The organism is Streptomyces sp. BRA346 (genome assembly GCF_052851135.1).
This window is the reverse complement of sequence record NZ_JAIWIH010000004.1, coordinates 227,799-245,994: the sequence shown is the minus strand read 5'-3', so window position 1 is coordinate 245,994 and position 18,196 is coordinate 227,799. Positions and strand designations below refer to the sequence as shown.

Annotated in this window: 18 protein-coding genes; 2 read left to right on the top strand and 16 right to left on the bottom strand. The window is 70.4% G+C overall.

Annotation, left to right across the window (positions count from 1 at the left end; all coding sequences use genetic code 11):
• The first annotated feature begins 54 nt into the window (after positions 1 to 54).
• The gene (locus LCH29_RS06760; protein ID WP_446460758.1) at positions 55 to 1,317 is read left to right on the top strand and encodes an IPT/TIG domain-containing protein; all 1,263 of its coding nucleotides are present in this window, start codon (positions 55 to 57) and stop codon (positions 1,315 to 1,317) included.
• A gap of 67 nt (positions 1,318 to 1,384) precedes the next feature.
• Here LCH29_RS06760 and LCH29_RS06755 read toward each other — a convergent pair whose 3' ends face one another.
• From LCH29_RS06755 to LCH29_RS06705, 11 genes are all read right to left on the bottom strand, one after another.
• Positions 1,385 to 4,210, bottom strand: coding sequence for a DEAD/DEAH box helicase (locus tag LCH29_RS06755; protein ID WP_446460757.1), 2,826 nt, complete (start codon positions 4,208 to 4,210; stop codon positions 1,385 to 1,387).
• Positions 4,211 to 4,316: 106 nt separating this feature from the next.
• A complete protein-coding gene (gene tatC, locus LCH29_RS06750) occupies positions 4,317 to 5,279 on the bottom strand; it encodes a twin-arginine translocase subunit TatC (RefSeq protein WP_446460756.1) in 963 nt (320 codons plus the stop codon).
• 62 nt (positions 5,280 to 5,341) lie between these two features.
• Positions 5,342 to 5,632, bottom strand: a complete 291-nt coding sequence (gene tatA / locus LCH29_RS06745) for a Sec-independent protein translocase subunit TatA (protein ID WP_123101070.1) — start codon at positions 5,630 to 5,632, stop codon at positions 5,342 to 5,344.
• Between the two features lie 212 nt (positions 5,633 to 5,844).
• The gene (locus LCH29_RS06740) at positions 5,845 to 6,069 is read right to left on the bottom strand and encodes a hypothetical protein (RefSeq protein WP_446460755.1); all 225 of its coding nucleotides are present in this window, start codon (positions 6,067 to 6,069) and stop codon (positions 5,845 to 5,847) included.
• A gap of 78 nt (positions 6,070 to 6,147) precedes the next feature.
• On the bottom strand, positions 6,148 to 6,411 hold the full coding sequence (locus LCH29_RS06735; protein WP_055553417.1) for a hypothetical protein: 264 nt from the start codon (positions 6,409 to 6,411) through the stop codon (positions 6,148 to 6,150).
• Positions 6,412 to 6,420: 9 nt separating this feature from the next.
• Entirely contained in the window at positions 6,421 to 7,380 is a 960-nt protein-coding gene (locus tag LCH29_RS06730; protein WP_179933350.1) for a helix-turn-helix transcriptional regulator, read from the bottom strand.
• A gap of 20 nt (positions 7,381 to 7,400) precedes the next feature.
• Positions 7,401 to 8,378 carry a helix-turn-helix transcriptional regulator gene (locus tag LCH29_RS06725; RefSeq protein WP_446460754.1) on the bottom strand — a complete coding sequence of 326 codons (978 nt, stop codon included), beginning with the start codon at positions 8,376 to 8,378 and terminating at the stop codon, positions 7,401 to 7,403.
• Positions 8,379 to 8,504: 126 nt separating this feature from the next.
• Positions 8,505 to 8,879: an FKBP-type peptidyl-prolyl cis-trans isomerase gene (locus LCH29_RS06720; RefSeq protein WP_446460753.1), complete on the bottom strand. Its 375-nt coding sequence runs from the start codon at positions 8,877 to 8,879 to the stop codon at positions 8,505 to 8,507.
• 55 nt (positions 8,880 to 8,934) lie between these two features.
• Positions 8,935 to 9,930, bottom strand: a complete 996-nt coding sequence (locus LCH29_RS06715) for an FKBP-type peptidyl-prolyl cis-trans isomerase (RefSeq protein ID WP_446460752.1) — start codon at positions 9,928 to 9,930, stop codon at positions 8,935 to 8,937.
• A gap of 126 nt (positions 9,931 to 10,056) precedes the next feature.
• Positions 10,057 to 11,418: a Pup--protein ligase gene (pafA, locus tag LCH29_RS06710; RefSeq protein WP_446460751.1), complete on the bottom strand. Its 1,362-nt coding sequence runs from the start codon at positions 11,416 to 11,418 to the stop codon at positions 10,057 to 10,059.
• Between the two features lie 9 nt (positions 11,419 to 11,427).
• Entirely contained in the window at positions 11,428 to 12,687 is a 1,260-nt protein-coding gene (locus LCH29_RS06705; protein ID WP_446460750.1) for an MFS transporter, read from the bottom strand.
• A 164-nt stretch (positions 12,688 to 12,851) separates the two neighbouring features.
• Here LCH29_RS06705 and LCH29_RS06700 point away from each other — a divergent pair, with 164 nt between their 5' ends.
• Positions 12,852 to 13,892, top strand: coding sequence for a LacI family DNA-binding transcriptional regulator (locus tag LCH29_RS06700; protein WP_446460749.1), 1,041 nt, complete (start codon positions 12,852 to 12,854; stop codon positions 13,890 to 13,892).
• A gap of 60 nt (positions 13,893 to 13,952) precedes the next feature.
• Here the strand turns inward: LCH29_RS06700 and prcA are convergent, their stop codons facing one another.
• From prcA to dop, 5 genes are all read right to left on the bottom strand, one after another.
• Positions 13,953 to 14,747 (bottom strand): proteasome subunit alpha, encoded by a 795-nt coding sequence (prcA, locus tag LCH29_RS06695; RefSeq protein WP_446460748.1) that lies wholly within the window; start codon positions 14,745 to 14,747, stop codon positions 13,953 to 13,955.
• A gap of 54 nt (positions 14,748 to 14,801) precedes the next feature.
• Positions 14,802 to 15,647, bottom strand: coding sequence for a proteasome subunit beta (gene prcB, locus LCH29_RS06690; protein WP_446460747.1), 846 nt, complete (start codon positions 15,645 to 15,647; stop codon positions 14,802 to 14,804).
• Complete coding sequence (locus LCH29_RS06685) at positions 15,599 to 16,111, bottom strand: endonuclease VII domain-containing protein (protein ID WP_446460746.1); 513 nt, start codon at positions 16,109 to 16,111, stop codon at positions 15,599 to 15,601. Before LCH29_RS06685 ends, prcB begins: the two co-directional genes overlap by 49 nt.
• A gap of 122 nt (positions 16,112 to 16,233) precedes the next feature.
• Positions 16,234 to 16,452 carry a ubiquitin-like protein Pup gene (locus LCH29_RS06680; RefSeq protein ID WP_055553398.1) on the bottom strand — a complete coding sequence of 73 codons (219 nt, stop codon included), beginning with the start codon at positions 16,450 to 16,452 and terminating at the stop codon, positions 16,234 to 16,236.
• Positions 16,453 to 16,587: 135 nt separating this feature from the next.
• Positions 16,588 to 18,099, bottom strand: coding sequence for a depupylase/deamidase Dop (gene dop / locus LCH29_RS06675; RefSeq protein ID WP_446460745.1), 1,512 nt, complete (start codon positions 18,097 to 18,099; stop codon positions 16,588 to 16,590).
• Positions 18,100 to 18,196 lie beyond the last annotated feature (97 nt).

The window sequence follows — 18,196 nt, the reverse complement described above, 5'->3', positions numbered from 1 at the left end:
CGACAGCCGTCGGCCAGGGCGCCGCCGTCAAGGTACGAGAAGGAGAACCGCGTCATGGCCCCCATCGTGACCAGCGTCAGCCCCGCCCAGGGCGCCCCGGCGGGAGGTACCCCCGTCACCATCACCGGCTCCGGCTTCACTGGCGCCACCGCGGTGAGGTTCGGCTCGAGCCTGGCCACGAACGTGACCGTCGTGAGCAGCACGCAGATCACGGCCAGGACGCCCGCGGGGACCGGCACGGTCAAGGTCACCGTCACCGGGCCGTCGGGGACCAGCACCCAGAACGTGTTCTTCACCTACACCACCGTCGCGCCCCCCGTTCTCACCTCGCTCAGCCCGGCCTCGGGTCCCCCCTCCGGCGGCAACACCGTCACGCTCAACGGGACCAACCTCGGCGGGGCCACCCAGGTGCTCTTCGGCCCCAACCCCGCCACCATCCTCACCAACACCCCCACCCAGATCACCGTCACCGCCCCGGCGGGCACCGGCAGCGTGGCCGTCACCGTCACCACGCCGGGCGGCACCAGCAACGCGCTCGGCTACACCTACGCGGCCGCCCCCGCGCCGTCCCTCACCAGCCTCAGCCCGGCCTCGGGGCCGACCTCGGGCGGCAACACGGTCACCCTCAACGGCACCAATCTCTCCGGGGCGACCTCGGTCATGTTCGGGATCAACGCGGCAGCCATCCTCACCAACACCGCCACCCAGATCACCGTCACCGCGCCCGCCGGGCCGCCGTCCGCGGTCAACGTCACCGTCACCACGCCGGGCGGCACCAGCAATGCGCTGCCGTACTTCTACATCACCGCGCCGATCGTCAACGATCTCTCCACCCACCTCGGCCCGGCCACCGGAGGCAACACCGTCACCATCTACGGCAGCAATCTGACCCTCACCAGCGCCGTCGCCTTCGGCGGAAACCCGGCCACCGCCATCAACGTGATCTCCGACAGCCAGCTGACCGTCACCGCCCCGGCCGGGGCCGGCACCGTCCAGGTGACCGTCACCACCCCCGGCGGCACCAGCCCGACGGGGAGCGGGAACCCGCACTACACGTATCTCGGCGCCCCGGCCCTCACCAGCCTCAACCCGTCGAACGGCCTGGACACCGGGGGCGAGTCGGTCGTGCTCGTCGGCAGCAACCTCACCTACACCGACGCGGTGACCTTCGGCGGGATCCCGGCCCCGTTCGCCGCGATCTCGGACACCCAGGTCGTCGCCACCAGCCCCGGCGGACCGCCCGGGGTGGTGAGCGTCGTGGTCCACACCCCGGCCGGGAACAGCAACGCCCTGCCGTTCACCTACGACCCGTCGTAGGTGAACGGCAGGGCCGGTCCCGGGGCCTCAGGGCCTCAGGGCCTCAGGGCCTCAGGGCCTCAGGGCCTCAGCCGACGGAGGAGTACGCCACGACCCCGCGCAGCAGCCCGTCGACCGCCTTGCGGGCGTTGCGCGCCACGCTGCCGTCCGGGGCGGCCGCCGCGATCTGGCCCAGCACGTCGATCAGCTGCTTGCACCAGCGCACGAAGTCACCGGCGGGCATGTCCACTTCCCGCAGCAGCTCGTCCAGCCCATGGCCGGACGCCCAGCGGTAGGCGGCCCAGGCGAAGCCCAGATCCGGTTCGCGCTGGCCGACCCCCTCGGCCTGGTTGATCTTGTGCTCCTCCTCCAGGGCGTCCAGCCGGCCCCAGATACGGACCATCTCCCCCAGCGCCTCCTTGGCGGGGCCGGTGGGGAGCTTGGGCGGCAGCGCGTCGTCCGCCGCCCGGGACTCGTACACCAGCGCCGAGGCGCACGCCGCCAGCTCGGCGGGCTTCAGCCCCTCCCACACGCCGTCCCGCAGGCATTCGCTGGCCAGCAGGTCCAGCTCGCCGTAGAGCCGCGCCAGCCGCTTGCCGACGTCCGTGACCTCGTCACCGCGCAGATAGTCCAGCTCGGACAGCAGCGCGCAGATCCGGTCGAAGGTGCGGGCGATGGTGTTCGTCCGCCCCTCGATGCGCCGCTCCAGCTGGCGGGTGTCGCGCAGCAGGCGGTGGTAGCGCTCGCCCCAGCGGGCGTGGTCCTCGCGGTCGGAGCAGCCGTGGCAGGGGTGGGCGCGGATGGCGGCGCGCAGCCGGGCGATCTCGGTGTCGTCGGCCGCGCGCGAGCGCTCCTTGCGGTGCCGCCGCACATCGTGGTGACCGGCCTTGGTGCGCAGCGCGGACGCCAGGTCCCGGCGGGACTGCGGGCTGCGCGGGTTGAACGACTTGGGGATCCGCATCCGGTCCAGCGGCTCCACCGGCACCGGGAAGTCGATCGACGCCAGCCGCTTGACCTGGCGCTCGGCGGTGAGCACCAGCGGGCGCGGCCCGTCGTGGTGCTCGAAGCCGCGGTGGCCGTTGGACCGCCCGGCGGCCAGCCCCGGGTCCAGCACCAGGGCGAGCCCGGCGAACTTTCCGGTGGGCACATGGATGACATCGCCCGGGCGGAGCTTCTCCAGCGCCACCGCGGCGGCGGCCCGGCGCTGCGCGGCACCCTGCCGGGCGATCTCGGTCTCGCGGTCCTTCAACTCGCGGCGCAGCCGCGCGTACTCGTCGAAGTCGCCGAGGTGGCAGGTCATGGAGGCGCGGTAGCCCTCCAACCCCTCCTCGTTGCGCTGCACTTGACGGGAGATCCCGACGACCGCCTTGTCCGCCTGGAACTGGGCGAACGAGGTCTCCAGCAGCTCCCGCGAGCGGTGCCGGCCGAACTGGGAGACCAGGTTGACCGCCATGTTGTACGAGGGCTTGAACGACGAGCGCAGCGGATACGTCCGCGTACCGGCCAGGCCCGCGAGGGCGGCCGGGTCCATGGCGCGCTGCCACAGCACCACCGCATGGCCCTCGATGTCGATGCCGCGCCGCCCGGCCCGCCCGGTCAACTGGGTGTACTCACCGGGGGTGATGTCGGCGTGCTGCTCCCCGTTCCACTTGACGAGCTTCTCCAACACCACCGAGCGGGCGGGCATGTTGATGCCCAGCGCCAGGGTCTCGGTCGCGAACACCGCCTTGACCAGGCCGCGGACGAACAGCTCCTCCACGACCTCCTTGAAGGTGGGCAGCATCCCGGCGTGGTGGGCCGCGATGCCCCGCTCCAGGCCCTCCAGCCACTCGAAATACCCCAGCACATGGAGGTCTTCGTCGGGGATGCCGGCGGTGCGCTCCTCGACTATCGCCCGCACCTGGGCGCGCGCCGCGTCGTCGTTGAGCCGCAGCCCCGCGTACAGGCACTGCTGGACGGCCGATTCGCACCCGGCCCGGCTGAAGATGAACGTGATGGCGGGCAACAGCCCCTCGGCATCGAGCCGGTCGATGACCTCCGCTCTGCCCGGGGTCCAGATCCGGCTGCGCTGGCGGCGCTCGCGCTCCCGGTCGGCCTCCCGCATGTTGTTCCGCCCCCGGCGCTTGTCGCGGCCGAAGGCGGGGCGGCTGTTCTCCATCCGGGCCAGCCGGACGAGGTCGGGATTGACCTCGCGGCGGCCGGACTGGTCGCCGTCCCGGCCGCTCTTCTCCTCGAAGAGGTCGTACATCCGGCGCCCCGCCAGCACGTGCTGCCACAGCGGCACCGGGCGGTGCTCGGAGACGATCACCTCGGTGTCACCGCGCACGGTGTCCAGCCAGTCGCCGAACTCCTCGGCGTTGGACACCGTCGCGGACAGCGATACGAGGGTCACCGACTCGGGGAGGTGGATGATGACCTCTTCCCAGACGGCGCCGCGGAAGCGGTCGGAGAGGTAGTGCACCTCGTCCATCACCACGTAGCCGAGGCCGAGCAGCGACTGCGAACCCGCATACAGCATGTTGCGCAGCACCTCGGTGGTCATGACGACCACCGGGGCCTCGGAATTGACGCTGTTGTCCCCGGTGAGCAGGCCGACCTTGTCGGCGCCGTAGCGCTTGACGAGGTCGGCGTACTTCTGGTTCGACAGCGCCTTGATGGGCGTGGTGTAGAAGCACTTGCGGCCCTGGGTGAGCGCCAGGTGGACGGCGAACTCGCCCACGATGGTCTTGCCCGAGCCGGTGGGGGCGGCGACCAGCACGCCCTTCCCGGCTTCGAGGGCCTGACACGCCTCGATCTGGAACGGATCCAGCGCGAAGGCGTACATCTCGCGGAAGGGGGCCAGCGCGGTGGCCTGCTCGGCGGCCCGGATGCGGGACGCCGCATAGCGCTCGGCGGGAGATAGCTCGTCGGTCATCGTATGTACGAGACTACCGGCCACCTCCGACAACGCACGCGATCTTTACGGCGGGATGGGGATCGGGGCCCGCCCGGGCGGGCCCCCTCATCCGCCGGAGTCCCGCTTACGTGACGTCGTCGTAGCCGTTGCGCCGCGCCGGGTCGTCACCGGCGGGCAGCTCGCCCGCGGAGACGCGCTCGGTCTCCTCGATGGCCTCCGGCGTCAGATCCAGGCTCGACGCCTCGTCGTCGCTCAGGCCGAAGTCGGGGTCGGCCTCCCGGCGCCGCGCCCTGCGCCGGTCGTTGACCATGGCGACGGCGACCGCGCCGAAGTAGAGCACGGTGACCGGTCCGGCCAGGGCGAACATGCCGATCGGGTCGGTGCTGGGAGTGGCCACCGCGCCGAAGACCGTGATGCCCATGATCATGGCCCGCCACCAGCCGAACATCCGGCGCCCGCTGAGGATGCCGGTGAAGTTCAGCAGGATCAGCAGCAGCGGCAGCTCGAACGCCAGCCCGAAGACGACGATCATGCGGGTGAGCAGATCGAGGAAGTCGTCCAGCGGGAGGAGGTTGCTGGCCCCGCCGGGCGTGAAGTCGAGGAGGACCTTGGCGCTGGTCGGCAGGATCTTGTACGCGAAGAAGGCGCCGCCGACGAACAGCGGCACGCCGAGGCCGACGAAGAAGAGCGAGTACTTCTTCTCGTTGCGGTGCAGACCGGGCGCGAGGAACGCCCACAGCTGGTACAGCCACACCGGGGTCGCGAGGACCACGCCGGTGGTGAAGGAGACCTTCAGCATGATCGTGAACGGCGACAGCAGACCGTTCACGGTGAAGTACGCGCAGTTGTTCTTGCTGGCGTGGTCGGTGTTGAGCTGGGACAGCCGGACCCCGGGGCAGCCGACTGAATCCAGGACCGGCTTCATCAGGAAATCGACGATGTTCTTGTAGAAGAACATCGCGACGATCGTGATCACGCAGATCGCCAGGACCGATTTCACCAGCCGGTTGCGCAACTCGCGCAGGTGGTCCGCGAGGGGCATCCGCCCCTCGGGGTCCTTCTCCTTCTTGCGGGCAGACTTGAGCAACCCACGTCCTCATCTCGTGCGTCAGACGGCGGCCATCGATGCCGCCTTCAAGTGGCCCCGGGTCAGCGCTTGGTGGTGTCGCTCGGTTCGGCCACCGGACGGGAGCTCGAGACATCGCCCGGGGCGGCCTGGATGGTGCGGTGGGCGCCCTGGTCCTGGCCGGGGTTCGGCGGGTCGGCCGGGGCGTTCTCGTCCTGCTTGCCCTCCGACTTCATCGCCTTGGCCTCGCTCTTGAGGATGCGGGCCGACTTACCCAGCGAGCGCGCCATGTCGGGGAGCTTCTTCGCACCGAACAGCAGCAGAACGACGATCAGGATGAGGATGATCTCGGTAGCGCCGAGCTTTCCGAACATATTCGTCTACCTTCTCACCGGGGCGGCTGGGGGTGGGGCTGCCGACCGTTCGGACAGGAGTCCGGCAGCCGTGCTGTCAGCGATCGTAGCGCGCAGGGGTAAATGCAGGGCAATCCCCATGCAGACGCCTGGTTGCGGCCCTCCGCCTCGTTTCCAGAGCCACGACCAGCCAGCGTACCCCGCTTCCCTGTGATGCAGCAGAGCGCCGCCGATCAGTGGCCTTGGGCGGCGCCCCCATCCCGGCGCACCGCCCCCACCTGCGCACTCAGCGGCCCGGTGGCCCGCTCCAGGTCCTCGGCGGCCCGGGTGATCCGCGCGGAGCTGTCCGACACCTGCCGGGCCAGTCTGCGCACCTGGGTGTAGACCCGTACGGAGAGCACGGCGAGGACGGCGATTCCACAGAAGGCGAGGGCGAGGGCGAGCATCGGCCAGAGCATGGGGCGAGCCTATCGGGACCGCCGCGGCGCCCCCGCGGCGGTCGGCCCGCTGTCAGGCCGTCGGGTGGCCGTCAGCCGTCAGACCGTCGAGTGCAGCCGCAGGGTGCGCACGCCGCCGCCGGTGAGCAGTTCCACGATCCGTTCCCCCGCGGGCTTGCGCACCGCGCTGCCGCAGTCGGGGCAGGTGAAGGAGTAGAAGGTGGTGCGGTCACTGGCCCCGATCGCCAGCCGCAGCGCACCGGCGGCCAGCTCGAACCGGCCCCGGCACTCCGGACAGGCTGCCTTGAAGATCACCGAGGTGGGATTACCCCCAGCGGTCACTGTGTGCGTCCCTTCACTCACCGCGAGCCGTCACTCACCGTACGCCGCGAGCGCCTGCCGCGCCGCGTCCCGAGCGCTGTCCGCGAGCCCCTGCGGCGCGACGATCCGGCCGTCCCTGCCGAGCCGCAGCGCCAGCCGCCGCAAACTACCGGGGTCGGGAGCGCGCAGGGTGATCCGCAAGCCCCCGTCGGGCAGCTCCTCCGCGCTGTCGTGCGGGTAGTACTCGGCGACCCAGCGCCCACCCGGGCCGGTCTCGACGACCACCTCGGGGTCCTCGGCGCCGGTCTGCACCAGCCCGGTCGACGGATCGGAGAGGTCCCGCAGCTCGATGGGCGGCGGGTCGGACGCCTCGTCCAGCAGCTTGATCTCCACGACCCGGTCCAGCCGGAAGGTGCGGCGCGCCTCCGACAGCCGGCACCACGCCTCCACATAGGTGTGGCCGACGGCGAACAACCGGATCGGGTCGACCTCGCGCTCGGTGACCTCGTCGCGCGCGGGCGAGTAGTAGCGCAGCCACAGCCTGCGGCGCTCGGAGATGGCCCGGTCGACGTCGGCGAAGACACCGCCCTCGGACTCGAAGGTGACCGAGAGCCGGGAGCTGGCGCCCGCCACCTCACCCGCCGCGGCCTCCAGCTTGGCGGTGGCCCGCAGCAGCGCCTCCCGGTCGCTCTCGCGCAGCCCGGGCAGAGTGGCGACGGCACGGGCGGCGACCAGCAGCGCGGTGGCCTCGTCGGCGGCCAGCCGCAGCGGCTCGGCGACATCGTCGGGGTTGTGCCACCAGATGCGCTCGCCGTCGGTATCGATGTCCAGCAGGTCGCCGCCGCGGAAGCTGGTGCCGCACAGCGGCAGCACGTCGAGGTCGGCGATCAGCTCGTCCTCGCTGATGCCGAAGGCGCGGGCGACCTCGGCGACACGGGCACCGGGGCGCTCCCGCAGATACGTCACCAGGGACAGCATCCGGCGGGTCTGGTCAATGGCATTTCCGGCCATGATGAAGTCGTTCCGTCCCCTCAGCCCTTGGCCACGGCGCGCAGCCGCTCGACGACGTCCGCCCGCAGCTCGTCGGGCGCCAGCACGACCACCTCCGGGCCGAATTCCACGAGCCAGGCGTCCAGTCCGTGCCCGTACGGGATCTCCAGCTCGTCCCAGCCGTCGTCCCCGGTGCGAGTGGTGAGCGCCCTCGCCCGCAGCGGATAGCCGTGCCCGGCGCGCACCCTGATCCGGGCGGTGCCGGTCGCGGTCTCCCCCGCCCAGGACTCCACGGTCTCCCGCACGGTCGAATGGTCGGGCACCTCGGCGGTGTACGCGCCGGAGCGCAGCCGCACCCGGCCGGTGATCCGCGAGACCCGGAAGACGCGCTCGGCGGACCGCCCGCGGTCCCACCCGGCGAGGTACCAGTGGCCGCGCCAGCACTCCAGCGTCCAGGGCTCGACCTGGCGCTGCTCGGGGCGGGCGGCGTTGGACTTGCGGTAGTCGAAGACGACCGGGCGACGGTCGCGGCAGGCCAGCATCAGTGGCTCGAACGCGGCCTCGTGGACCGGGATGTGCGGCTGGAGCGCGCTCTGCGGCTGAGTGTCGTACGGGTCCTCGGCGACCGGCATCCCGGCGGCGCGCAGCTTCTGGAGCGCGCCGCTCGCGGCGCCCGCGAGCCGGGCCTGCTGCCAGACCTTGGCGGCGAGGCCGAGGGCCGCGGCCTCCTCGGCGTCCAGCGTGATCGGGGGGAGGCGGTTGCTGTCCCGGCGGGCGAGGTAGCCGACTTCGCCGTCGAGGCCCTCCACCGTCTCGATGACCAGGCCGAGTTCACGCAGATCGTCCTTGTCGCGCTCGAACATGCGGTTGAACGCCTCGTCGCCCGCGGCGGTGGCCCCGCTCGTGGACTCCAGGTACGCCTCTATGGAGCCCCGCAACTCCCGTTTGGTCAGCGGACGCCGGGTTCCCAGCAGGCACAGCGCCAGATTCATCAGCCGCTCGGCCTTGGCAATCGCCATCGACGCCCTTTCTTCTTGACCTTACGACCGTGACCGTACCGCTCCGGGCACGCACCGCAAAAGCCGAGGCCCCCGCCCACCGGCGGGAAGACCTCGGCTCCGGCTTTCACACCTCCGCGGAAGGTCTCAGACGGAGACCAGGTCGCACACGAAGATCAGCGACTCACCCGGCTTGATCCGGCCGCCGCCGGCGCCACGGTCGCCGTAAGCCAGGTGCGGCGGGATGATCAGCTGGCGGCGTCCGCCGACCTTCATGCCCTGGAGGCCCGTGTCCCAGCCGGAGATGACCTGGCCGACACCGAGCTGGATGCGCAGCGGGGTACCGCGGTTGTAGCTCGCGTCGAACTCCTCGCCGGTGGAGAAGGCCACGCCGACGTAGTGGACGGCGATGTTGTCGCCGGCCTTGGCGGCGGGCCCGTCGCCCTCCCAGATGTCCTTGATCTCCAGATCCTTGGGCGGCTCGCCGCCCGGGAAGTCGACCTCGGGCTTGTCGATGCTCACGAAATTGCTCCTCGTTACGTTGTGGGCAACCCGCACACCCTACAGAACGGCAGAACTACAGAACGGCCAGGATGTCGACGGTGAAGACCAGGGTGGAATTGGCGGGGATGCCCTTCTGGGCCTTCTTCCCGTAGCCCAGGTCCGGCGGTACGACGATCAGCACCCGGCTGCCGGCCTTCTTGCCCGTCAGCCCCTGCGACCAGCCCTTGACGACCTGCTGGAGGGAGAACTGGGCCAGCTCGCCGCGCTTGTAGGTGGAGTCGAACTCCTTGCCGCCGTCCCACAGCACGCCCTTGTACTGCACCAGCAGCGCGTCCTTCGCCGTGACCTCGGGGCCGTCGCCCTCGATGACGTACTCGGAGACGAGCTTCTTCGGCGCATCCTTCTTGGGGACGGTGATGGTGGGGGCCTTGCCGTCGGTGTTGTCGGACACCTTGGGCAGGTCGAAGTTGCTCTGCGCCACCTTCTTGCCCTTGGCGGAGCTCTTGGCGTTGAAAGCGCCCTCGATGTCGATGACGAACACCAGGGTGTCCGTGCCCTTGATGCCCGCCTGCGGCTGGCCCTGCTTGCCGTACGCGTACGCCGGCGGAACGGCCAGCTCCAGCCGGCTCCCGACGGAGCGGCCCACCAGCCCCTGGTCCCAGCCCGGCAGCACCTGGCCCTTGCCCACGGGGAAGGCGGCCGTCTGCTTCTTGTCGTAGGTGTTGTCCACGACCTTGCCGGTGTTCCAGATCTGGGCGAGGTAGTTCACCTGGACGTAGTCGCCCTTGGCCGTCTTCGCCCCGTCCCCCTTGATCACCGTCTTGACCGCGAGGTCGGAGGACGGCTTCCCGCTGCCCTTGGCGACCTTCGGCTTCTCACCGAACTTCTTGCCACCGGTGATCTCCGGAACCGGCCCGCTCACGATCTTCCCGGTGGGGGCCGGTGAGGGTGACTGCCCGGTCGGCTCCTGGGAGGGCTTGGCCTTGTCGGATCCTGACTTGTCGTCACCGCAGCCCGCGAGCGTGAGCAGGCCCGCGGGCACGGCAAGGAGTACGGAGCGTCGGCGCACGGAGTCCTCGTTTAGGTAGATCTTGCGATGGCCAATGCGCGCCACTTTACGGCGTGACGCGGGCCCCGTCCGAGAAACGCACGGGGCCCGCGTCATACATAAGCCGTACGCCGACTCAGCGACCGCCTACATACCGGCGATGAGTTTCTCCACCCGGTCATCGACCGAACGGAACGGGTCCTTGCACAGCACCGTGCGCTGCGCCTGGTCATTGAGCTTGAGGTGCACCCAGTCCACGGTGAAGTCGCGGCGCTGCTCCTGGGCACGGCGGATGAAGTCCCCGCGCAGCCGGGCGCGGGTCGTCTGCGGGGGCACCGACTTGCCCTCGAAAATCTTCAGGTCATTGCACACCCGGGCCGCCTGACCGCGCTTCTCCAGCAGGTAGTACAGGCCCCGGCGGCGGTGGATGTCGTGGTAGGCGAGGTCCATCTGGGCGATCCGCGGATGGGACATCGTGATGTTGTTCTTCGCGCGGTACCGCTCGATGAGCTTGTACTTCATCACCCAGTCGATCTCGGTGGCGATCCGGTCCAGCTCCTCGGTACGGACCGCCTCCAGGGTGCGGCCCCACAGCTCCAGCACCCGCTCGACGGTGCCGGTGCGGATGCCCCGGCGCTCACAGAAGTCGACGGCCTTCTCGTAGTACTCCTGCTGCACCTCCAGGGCGGACGCCTCGCGCCCGCTGGCGAGCCGCACCTTGCGCTGCCCGGTGATGTCGTGACTGACCTCGCGGATCGCCCGGATCGGGTTCTCCAGGGTCAGGTCGCGCATCACCGTGCCCGCCTCGATCATGCGGAGCACCAGGTCGGTGGCGCCGACCTTGAGCAGCATCGTGGTCTCGGACATGTTGGAGTCGCCCACGATGACGTGCAGCCGCCGGTAGCGCTCGGCATCGGCGTGCGGCTCGTCGCGGGTGTTGATGATCGGCCGGGAGCGGGTCGTCGCCGAGCTGACGCCCTCCCAGATGTGCTCGGCACGCTGGCTGACGCAGTAGACCGCGCCACGCGGGGTCTGGAGCACCTTGCCCGCCCCGCACAGGAGCTGCCGCGTCACCAGGAACGGGATGAGAATGTCGGCGAGCCGGGAGAACTCCCCGTGCCGGGCCACCAGATAGTTCTCGTGGCAGCCGTAGGAGTTGCCGGCCGAGTCGGTGTTGTTCTTGAAGAGATAGACGTCGCCCGCGATTCCCTCCTCGTGCAGGCGGCGCTCGGCATCGACGAGCAGACCCTCGAGAATGCGCTCGCCGGACTTGTCATGGGTGACCAGCTCGGTCACGTTGTCGCACTCGGGTGTGGCATATTCCGGGTGCGAGCCCACGTCGAGATAGAGGCGGGCGCCGTTGCGCAGGAAGACATTGCTGCTACGGCCCCACGAGACGACACGGCGGAAGAGGTACCGCGCCACTTCGTCAGGAGACAACCGGCGCTGTCCCCTGAATGTGCACGTGACGCCGTACTCGTTCTCCAGCCCGAAAATGCGGCGGTCCATGCCTGAACATTACGCCTGATGGCCTGCTCTGAAACCGGGTTCGGCGGCATGGCTGCGATCATTTTCCTGACGGACTCCATCCGGCGTTCGCCGCGGAGCCTCCCCCAGGTACCTCCGGGCCGCCAGCAGCACCACCAGCGCGGCCACTCCGGCGGCCCCCGGGACGGCGAATCCCAGGGCCACGCCGCCCAGCTCCACGGCGGGTCCGGCGGCGGCCGCGCCGACCGAGCTGCCCACCCCGAAGGTGGTCACCAGCCACGAGAACGCCTCGGTGACCGTCCCGGCCGGGGCGTGCCGGTCGATGACGACGAAGGCGCACGCGAGCGCCGGGGCCAGGAACACCCCCGCCACGCCCGCGAGGGCCGTCATCGCGGGGACGCCCGGCACCAGGACGAGCGGCAGATAGCCGGCCGCGAGGGCGGCCACCAGCAGCCGCAGCCGCCGCTCGGGCGGACCGGCCCACGGGCGGGCTCCGTAGACCACGCCGCCGACCAGCGCGCCCGCGCCGAGCGCGGAGAGCAGATAGCTGGAGACCAGGCCGCCGCCGTGCTCGTCGGCGTACGCGACGGCGGCCACGGCGATCGCGCCGAGCGCGGTGCCGACGAAGAAGAACGAGCCGATCAGCACCAGCATCCCGGACGACCGCAGCGCCCCCAGCCAGTGCGCCTCGCGCGGCGCGGAGCGCCACCGCCGGGACGGCGGCGACACCACGACGGACAGCGCGCCCAGGACCCCGGCCGCGTTGATGACCAGCAGCGCGGCCGCCGTCGACCATCCGGCGACCAGCAGGGTGACCAGCAGCGGGCCGACCGCGAACATCACCTCCTGCGCCACGGCGTCCAGCGCGTACGCCGCGTGCACCTGGTCGGAGCGGCGCAGGACGTCCGGCCACAGGGCCCGCAGCCCGCCCTCCAGCGGCGGCGTGAACAGCCCCGCGACGAGCATCGCGGCGTACGCCACCGGCTGCGGATCGAGGCCCACCACGGCGAACAGCGCCATCCCGAGCGCGGACACCACGGCGGCCGGGAGCATCACCCGCGGCTGTCCCCAGCGGTCCACCGCCCGGCCCAGCAGCGGCTGCCCGATGGCGTTGGCCACCCCGTACACGGCCGAGAGCGCCCCGGCGAGCGCGTAGCTCCCGCCCTCGGCGCGGGCGAAGAGCACCACGGCGAGCGCGGCGGTGGCGTTCGGCAGCCGCCCGATCAGCGTGCCCGTGAGCAGCCGTGCCGCATGGCGAGTGCGCAGCAGTTCCCCGTAACCGGCCGCCATGCTGCCCCTCCTCGTGGGTCATGTGCTGAGTGGGTCATGTGCTGATGGGTGATGGATCAAGTTTTACGTATAACGACGCGTCGTTATACGTACCATGGCGGCCTGCCCCGGGTCCACCCGTGGCAGGCGAACACAGGTGCAGGGACGGACGCAGCGGAGGCGAAGTGGCACACGGGACCGGACCGTCCGCAGCCGCGGCACGGGTCACCAGCCGGGACGTGGCGCGGCGCGCCGGAGTGTCCCAGGCGACCGTCTCCCTCGTGCTCGGCGACAAGTGGCGCGGACGGGTGTCGGAGCGCACCGCGGACGCCGTACGGGCCGCGGCGCGCGAACTGGGCTACCGGCCGAACCTGGCGGCGCGCAGCCTGCGGCTGGGCCGCACCCGGACCGTGCTGCTCGTCGTCCCGGCCCTCACCAACGAGTTCTTCGCCCACGTCTACACCGGCGCCGCCCGCGTCGCCGCCGACCACGGCTTCGGCGTGGTGCTCTACCCCTCCCCCGAGGGCGTCGGCCCCGCCCGGGACCCCTTCGACTCCGCCCGGGCCTCGCTCGACGGCGTGATCGCCTCCTCGATGGCCGCCGACGCGCTGGCCGCGGTACGCGGGGGCGGGCTGCCGCTGGTGATGCTCGACAGCGACCCCGACGACCCGGCCGCCGCCTCCACCGTCAACCTGGACATCGGCGACGGCATGCGGCAGGCCGCGGAGCACCTGCTGGGCCTGGGGCACCGCCGGATCGTCCATGTGGCGGCGGCGGTGGACTCCTGGACGTTCCGGGTGCGCGCCCGGGCCCTGGCCGGGGCGGTGCGCGCGGTGCCCGGCACCGTGCTGACCACCGAACACGCGGCGCTGAGCGTCGAGGAGGGGCGGCAGGCGGCGCTACGGGCGCTCGGCGGCCCCGGCCCCCGGCCCACGGCGCTGATGTGCGACGACGACATCCTCGCCGCGGGCGCGTGCAAGGCCGCCCGGCGGCTGGGGCTGCGGGTGCCGGAGGACGTGTCGGTCACCGGCGTCGACGACCTGGCGCTGGCCACGGCGGTCGACCCGGAGCTGACCACCGTACGGCTGCCCGCCCAGGCGGTCGGCGCGGAGGGCATGCGGGCGCTGATGGCGGCCCTGGACGGGAAACCGGCCGGGGACACGACGCTGCCCGTGGAACTGGTCGTACGGGACTCCAGCGCCCTCCCCCGGCCCTCGGACGGATGAGGCGCCGACGCCCGAGCCCCGGCCGCAGACCGGCCGGGGCTCATCACGACGGGGCGGTGCCTACTCGGTGCTCTCCGACGACTCGCCGGACTCACCGGACTCACCGGACTCCGACGCGGACTCCTCCGTGTCCTCGCCGGACTCCGACGCGGCGCCGGAACCCTCCAGGAGACGGGCCAGCTGACGGCCCAGGACGCGCTTGAACTTCCGGGCCTGGGGCCGCTTGCGGTCCAGGACCGCGACCTCCAGCTGCTCGGCGGTGAGGCTGCGCTCGCCGCCGTTGTTGTCCCGGGCCAGCGAGTCGACGGCCAGCTTGAGGGCCTCGGCCAGCGTCATGCCGTCCCGGTGGCGCTGGTCGAGATAGCTGCTGATCTGGTCGGCGTTGCCACCGACGGCGACCGAGCCGTGCTCGTCCACGATGGAGCCGTCGTGCGGCAGCCGGTAGATCTGGTCCTCGGCCGGGCCTTCCCCGACCTCGGCGACGATCAGCTCGACCTCGTACGGCTTCTCGGCGGCGCTGGAGAAGATCGTGCCCAGTGTCTGTGCGTAGACGTTGGCGAGCCCGCGGGCGGTGACATCGTCGCGGTCATAAGTATAGCCACGCAAATCGGCGTAGCGGACGCCGCCGATGCGCAGATTCTCGAATTCGTTGTACTTGCCGACCGCCGCGAAGGCGATCCGGTCGTAGATCTCGCTGACCTTGTGCAGGGCGCGGGACGGATTCTCGGCGACGAAGAGGATGCCGTCGGAAAACTGAAGCACTACCACGCTGCGGCCACGCGCGATGCCCTTGCGGGCGTATTCCGCGCGGTCGGCCATGGCCTGCTGGGGCGATACATAGAACGGCGTCGTCACCGGCTACCCGTCCTTTTCTGTCATTGGCGAATGCATTCCAGGTCGACCGTCCCCTCAGAGCAGGGCGGCGCGCGGCCCGTCCGGCTCCTCGAGCCGCCGCTCGTGGATGGCGCGGACGATGTCGGCCACCTCGTCCTCGGAGAACTTCTTGAAACCGTCGTCGGTGATGACCATGACGATGGGATAAATGCGCCGGGCCAGATCGGGGCCACCGGTCGCCGAGTCGTCGTCCGCGGCGTCGTACAGCGCCTGGATGACGGCGGTGGCGGCCTGCTCCTCCGTCAGGTCCTCGCGGTAGAGCTTCTTGAGCGCACCGCGCGCGAACGGCGAGCCGGAGCCGATGGCCGCGAAGCCGCGCTCCTCCGAGCGCCCGCCGGTCACGTCGTAGGAGAAGATGCGGCCCTTCCGACGGTCGACGTCATAGCCCGCGAAGAGCGGAAGGACGGCGAGCCCCTGCATCGCCATGCCGAGATTGCCGCGGATCATGGTCGACAGCCGGTTGGCCTTGCCCTCCAGCGAGAGGACGGTGCCCTCGACCTTCTCGAAGTGCTCCAGCTCCAGCTGGAACAGCTTGACCATCTCCACGGCGATACCGGCCGTGCCCGCGATACCGACGGCCGAGTACTCGTCCACCGGGAAGACCTTCTCGATGTCGCGCTGCGCGATGACGTTCCCCATGGTCGCGCGGCGGTCACCGGCGAGCGCGACCCCGCCTGCGAACGTCGTCGCCACGATCGTCGTGCCATGCGGTGCCTCGATGGCACCCTGCACCGGGGGAAGCGGGCGGCTCCCCGGAAGCAGCTCGGGCTGGTGGGCGCCGAGGAAGTCCATGAAGGAGGATGAGCCTGGCGTCAGGAAGGCAGCTGGTAGACGCCCGGTGCTACGAGTGTTGGCTTCCACACGTTTCCTTCCAGATATGCGGCGGCACGACGGACGGTATCGGGATCATCTCCCAACTTGCCGATGGCCGAATTGCAGTTGAAGCAGAGTACGCCACGGACCCTACCCGTCTCGTGGCAGTGATCCACATGGGCCGCCGGGGCGAGCAGACAGATCGTGCACATGCCCATCTGGGATGTGATCATTCCGTCACGCTCGGCTTCCGTTATCCCGTACTTGCGCTTGAAATAGCTGACCCGGTTCCGCTCGGCCCTGCACTCACGGCAATAGCTCGCCCAGCCGTCCGACGAGGACTTGTTGCGCTCCCATTCGGAGTGCGGCTTCACCTCTTCGCACTGCGGACACCGCTTGTGTCCCGGCGGGACCGGCACCTTCTCCCGGACCCTCTTCCCCTTGGCCTCCTGGCGTCGCCGGTAGTACTCAGCGGAGCACTCCCGGCAGTACGCCTGGAGACCATCGGACATCGACTTGTTGCTTGCGAAGGCAGTCCGCGGCAGGTCCTGCTTGCAACGCGAACAGCGCCTCGCTTTCGTCTTTTCGTTCACCCCGAGCGACCCTCGATCTCACCTTGCAATCGAAGGCAAAATCACTCGCCACCCTTCTGAACGAAGGACCTCACGAAGTCCTCGGCGTTCTCTTCCAAGACATCGTCGATTTCATCCAGCACGGAATCGACGTCGTCCGAGAGCTTTTCCTGCCGCTCCTTGAGATCCTCCGCGGCCTGTGCGTCCTGCGCCTGCTCCTCGACCTCCTCGGTCGTGCGCGACGCCTTCTGCTGACCGCCGCCGGTGTCCTTGGTCGCCATGTCCCTCACCCCGCTCGGTTCGCCCGCTGATTCGATCGGTCTCAAGATCAGACCCTACAAGCAGGGTCCGACATCGGCCTCCTACTCGGTACAAAGCGTGGAGGCCACCACGATGATTCCCGGTCGGAGGCCATTTCAGCCTCCGGACAGCACCCGCACCAGGTCCTCGGCCGTGCGGCACCGGTCCAGTAGTTCCTTGACGTGGTTGCGGGTGCCCCGGAGGGGCTCCAGCGTGGGGACCCGTTGCAGAGAGTCACGACCCGGGAGGTCGAAGATCACCGAGTCCCAGGAGGCCGCGGCCACGTCGTCCGCGTACTGCTCCAGGCAGCGGCCGCGGAAGTAGGCGCGGGTGTCCTCCGGAGGCTTGTTCTGGGCCCGTGCCACGTCGGCGTCGTCCAGCAGCCGCTTCATCTTGCCGCGCGCCGCCAGCCGGTTGTACAAACCCTTCTCGGGCCGTACGTCGGCGTACTGGAGGTCCACCAGGTGGAGCCGGGCGGCGTCCCACTCCAGGGTGTCGCGCTTGCGGTAGCCCTCCAGCAGCTCGCGCTTGGCCACCCAGTCCAGCTCGCCGGACAGGGACATCGGATCGCGCTCCAGCCGGTTGAGCACGTCCTCCCAGCGGGTCAGCACGTCCCGGGTCTGGTCGTCGGCGTCCGCGCCGAAGCGGTCCTCGACGTACTTGCGGGCCAGCTCGAAGTACTCCATCTGGAGTTGTACGGCGGTCAGCGTACGGCCGCTGCGCAGCGTGATCAGACGCTGGAGCGTCGGGTCGTGCGAGACCTGGTGCAGCGTGCGGACCGGCTGGTCCACCGCGAGATCCACGGCGATGAAGCCGTCCTCGATCATCGACAGCACCAGCGCGGTGGTGCCGAGCTTGAGGTAGGTCGACAGCTCGGAGAGGTTGGCGTCGCCGATGATCACATGGAGCCGGCGGTACTTCTCGGCGTCTGCGTGCGGCTCGTCCCGGGTATTGATGATGGGCCGCTTGAGGGTGGTCTCCAGGCCCACCTCGACCTCGAAGTAGTCGGCCCGCTGACTGATCTGGAAGCCGTGCTCGTGCCCGTCCTGGCCGATGCCGACGCGCCCGGCGCCCGTGACGACCTGGCGGGAGACGAAGAACGGCGTCAGGTGGCGCACGATGTCCGAGAAGGGGGTCTCCCGCTTCATCAGGTAGTTCTCGTGCGTGCCGTAGGACGCGCCCTTGTTGTCGGTGTTGTTCTTGTACAGGTGGATCGGCTGGGCGCCGGGCAGCTCGGCGGCGCGCATGGCGGCCTCGGCCATGATGCGCTCGCCCGCCTTGTCCCAGAGCACCGCGTCCCGCGGGTTGGTGACCTCGGGCGCGGAGTACTCGGGGTGCGCGTGGTCGACGTAGAGCCGCGCACCGTTGGTGAGGATGACGTTGGCCAGGCCGATGTCCTCGTCCGTGAGCTGGCTGGCGTCCGCGGACTCACGTGCGAGGTCGAAGCCGCGGGCGTCCCGCAGCGGGTTCTCCTCCTCGAAGTCCCAGCGGGCGCGGCGCGCCCGGTGCATCGCCGCCGCGTAGGCGTTGACGACCTGGGATGAGGTGAGCATGGCATTGGCGTTAGGGTGTCCCGGGACGGAGATCCCGTACTCCGTCTCGATTCCCATTACGCGCCGTACGGTCATGCGGCCCTCCTTGCCCGGCGCGGCCCCAGGCCGGGGCCGGCGCTGAAGTACCGCTGCGCTTCCGGTCCGCAACCGGCCTCCGGGCCGCCGCGCCGCG

Bases quoted from the DNA above. Each gene is read 5' to 3' on its own strand.
- LCH29_RS06760 (WP_446460758.1), top strand. From the start codon at position 55: ATGGCCCCCATCGTGACCAGCGTCAGCCCCGCCCAGGGCGCCCCGGCG.
- LCH29_RS06755 (WP_446460757.1), bottom strand. From the start codon at position 4,210: ATGACCGACGAGCTATCTCCCGCCGAGCGCTATGCGGCGTCCCGCATC.
- tatA (WP_123101070.1), bottom strand. From the start codon at position 5,632: ATGTTCGGAAAGCTCGGCGCTACCGAGATCATCCTCATCCTGATCGTC.
- LCH29_RS06740 (WP_446460755.1), bottom strand. From the start codon at position 6,069: ATGCTCTGGCCGATGCTCGCCCTCGCCCTCGCCTTCTGTGGAATCGCC.
- LCH29_RS06730 (WP_179933350.1), bottom strand. From the start codon at position 7,380: ATGGCCGGAAATGCCATTGACCAGACCCGCCGGATGCTGTCCCTGGTG.
- LCH29_RS06725 (WP_446460754.1), bottom strand. From the start codon at position 8,378: ATGGCGATTGCCAAGGCCGAGCGGCTGATGAATCTGGCGCTGTGCCTG.
- pafA (WP_446460751.1), bottom strand. From the start codon at position 11,418: ATGGACCGCCGCATTTTCGGGCTGGAGAACGAGTACGGCGTCACGTGC.
- LCH29_RS06705 (WP_446460750.1), bottom strand. From the start codon at position 12,687: ATGGCGGCCGGTTACGGGGAACTGCTGCGCACTCGCCATGCGGCACGG.
- LCH29_RS06685 (WP_446460746.1), bottom strand. From the start codon at position 16,111: ATGTCCGATGGTCTCCAGGCGTACTGCCGGGAGTGCTCCGCTGAGTAC.
- LCH29_RS06680 (WP_055553398.1), bottom strand. From the start codon at position 16,452: ATGGCGACCAAGGACACCGGCGGCGGTCAGCAGAAGGCGTCGCGCACG.
- dop (WP_446460745.1), bottom strand. From the start codon at position 18,099: ATGACCGTACGGCGCGTAATGGGAATCGAGACGGAGTACGGGATCTCC.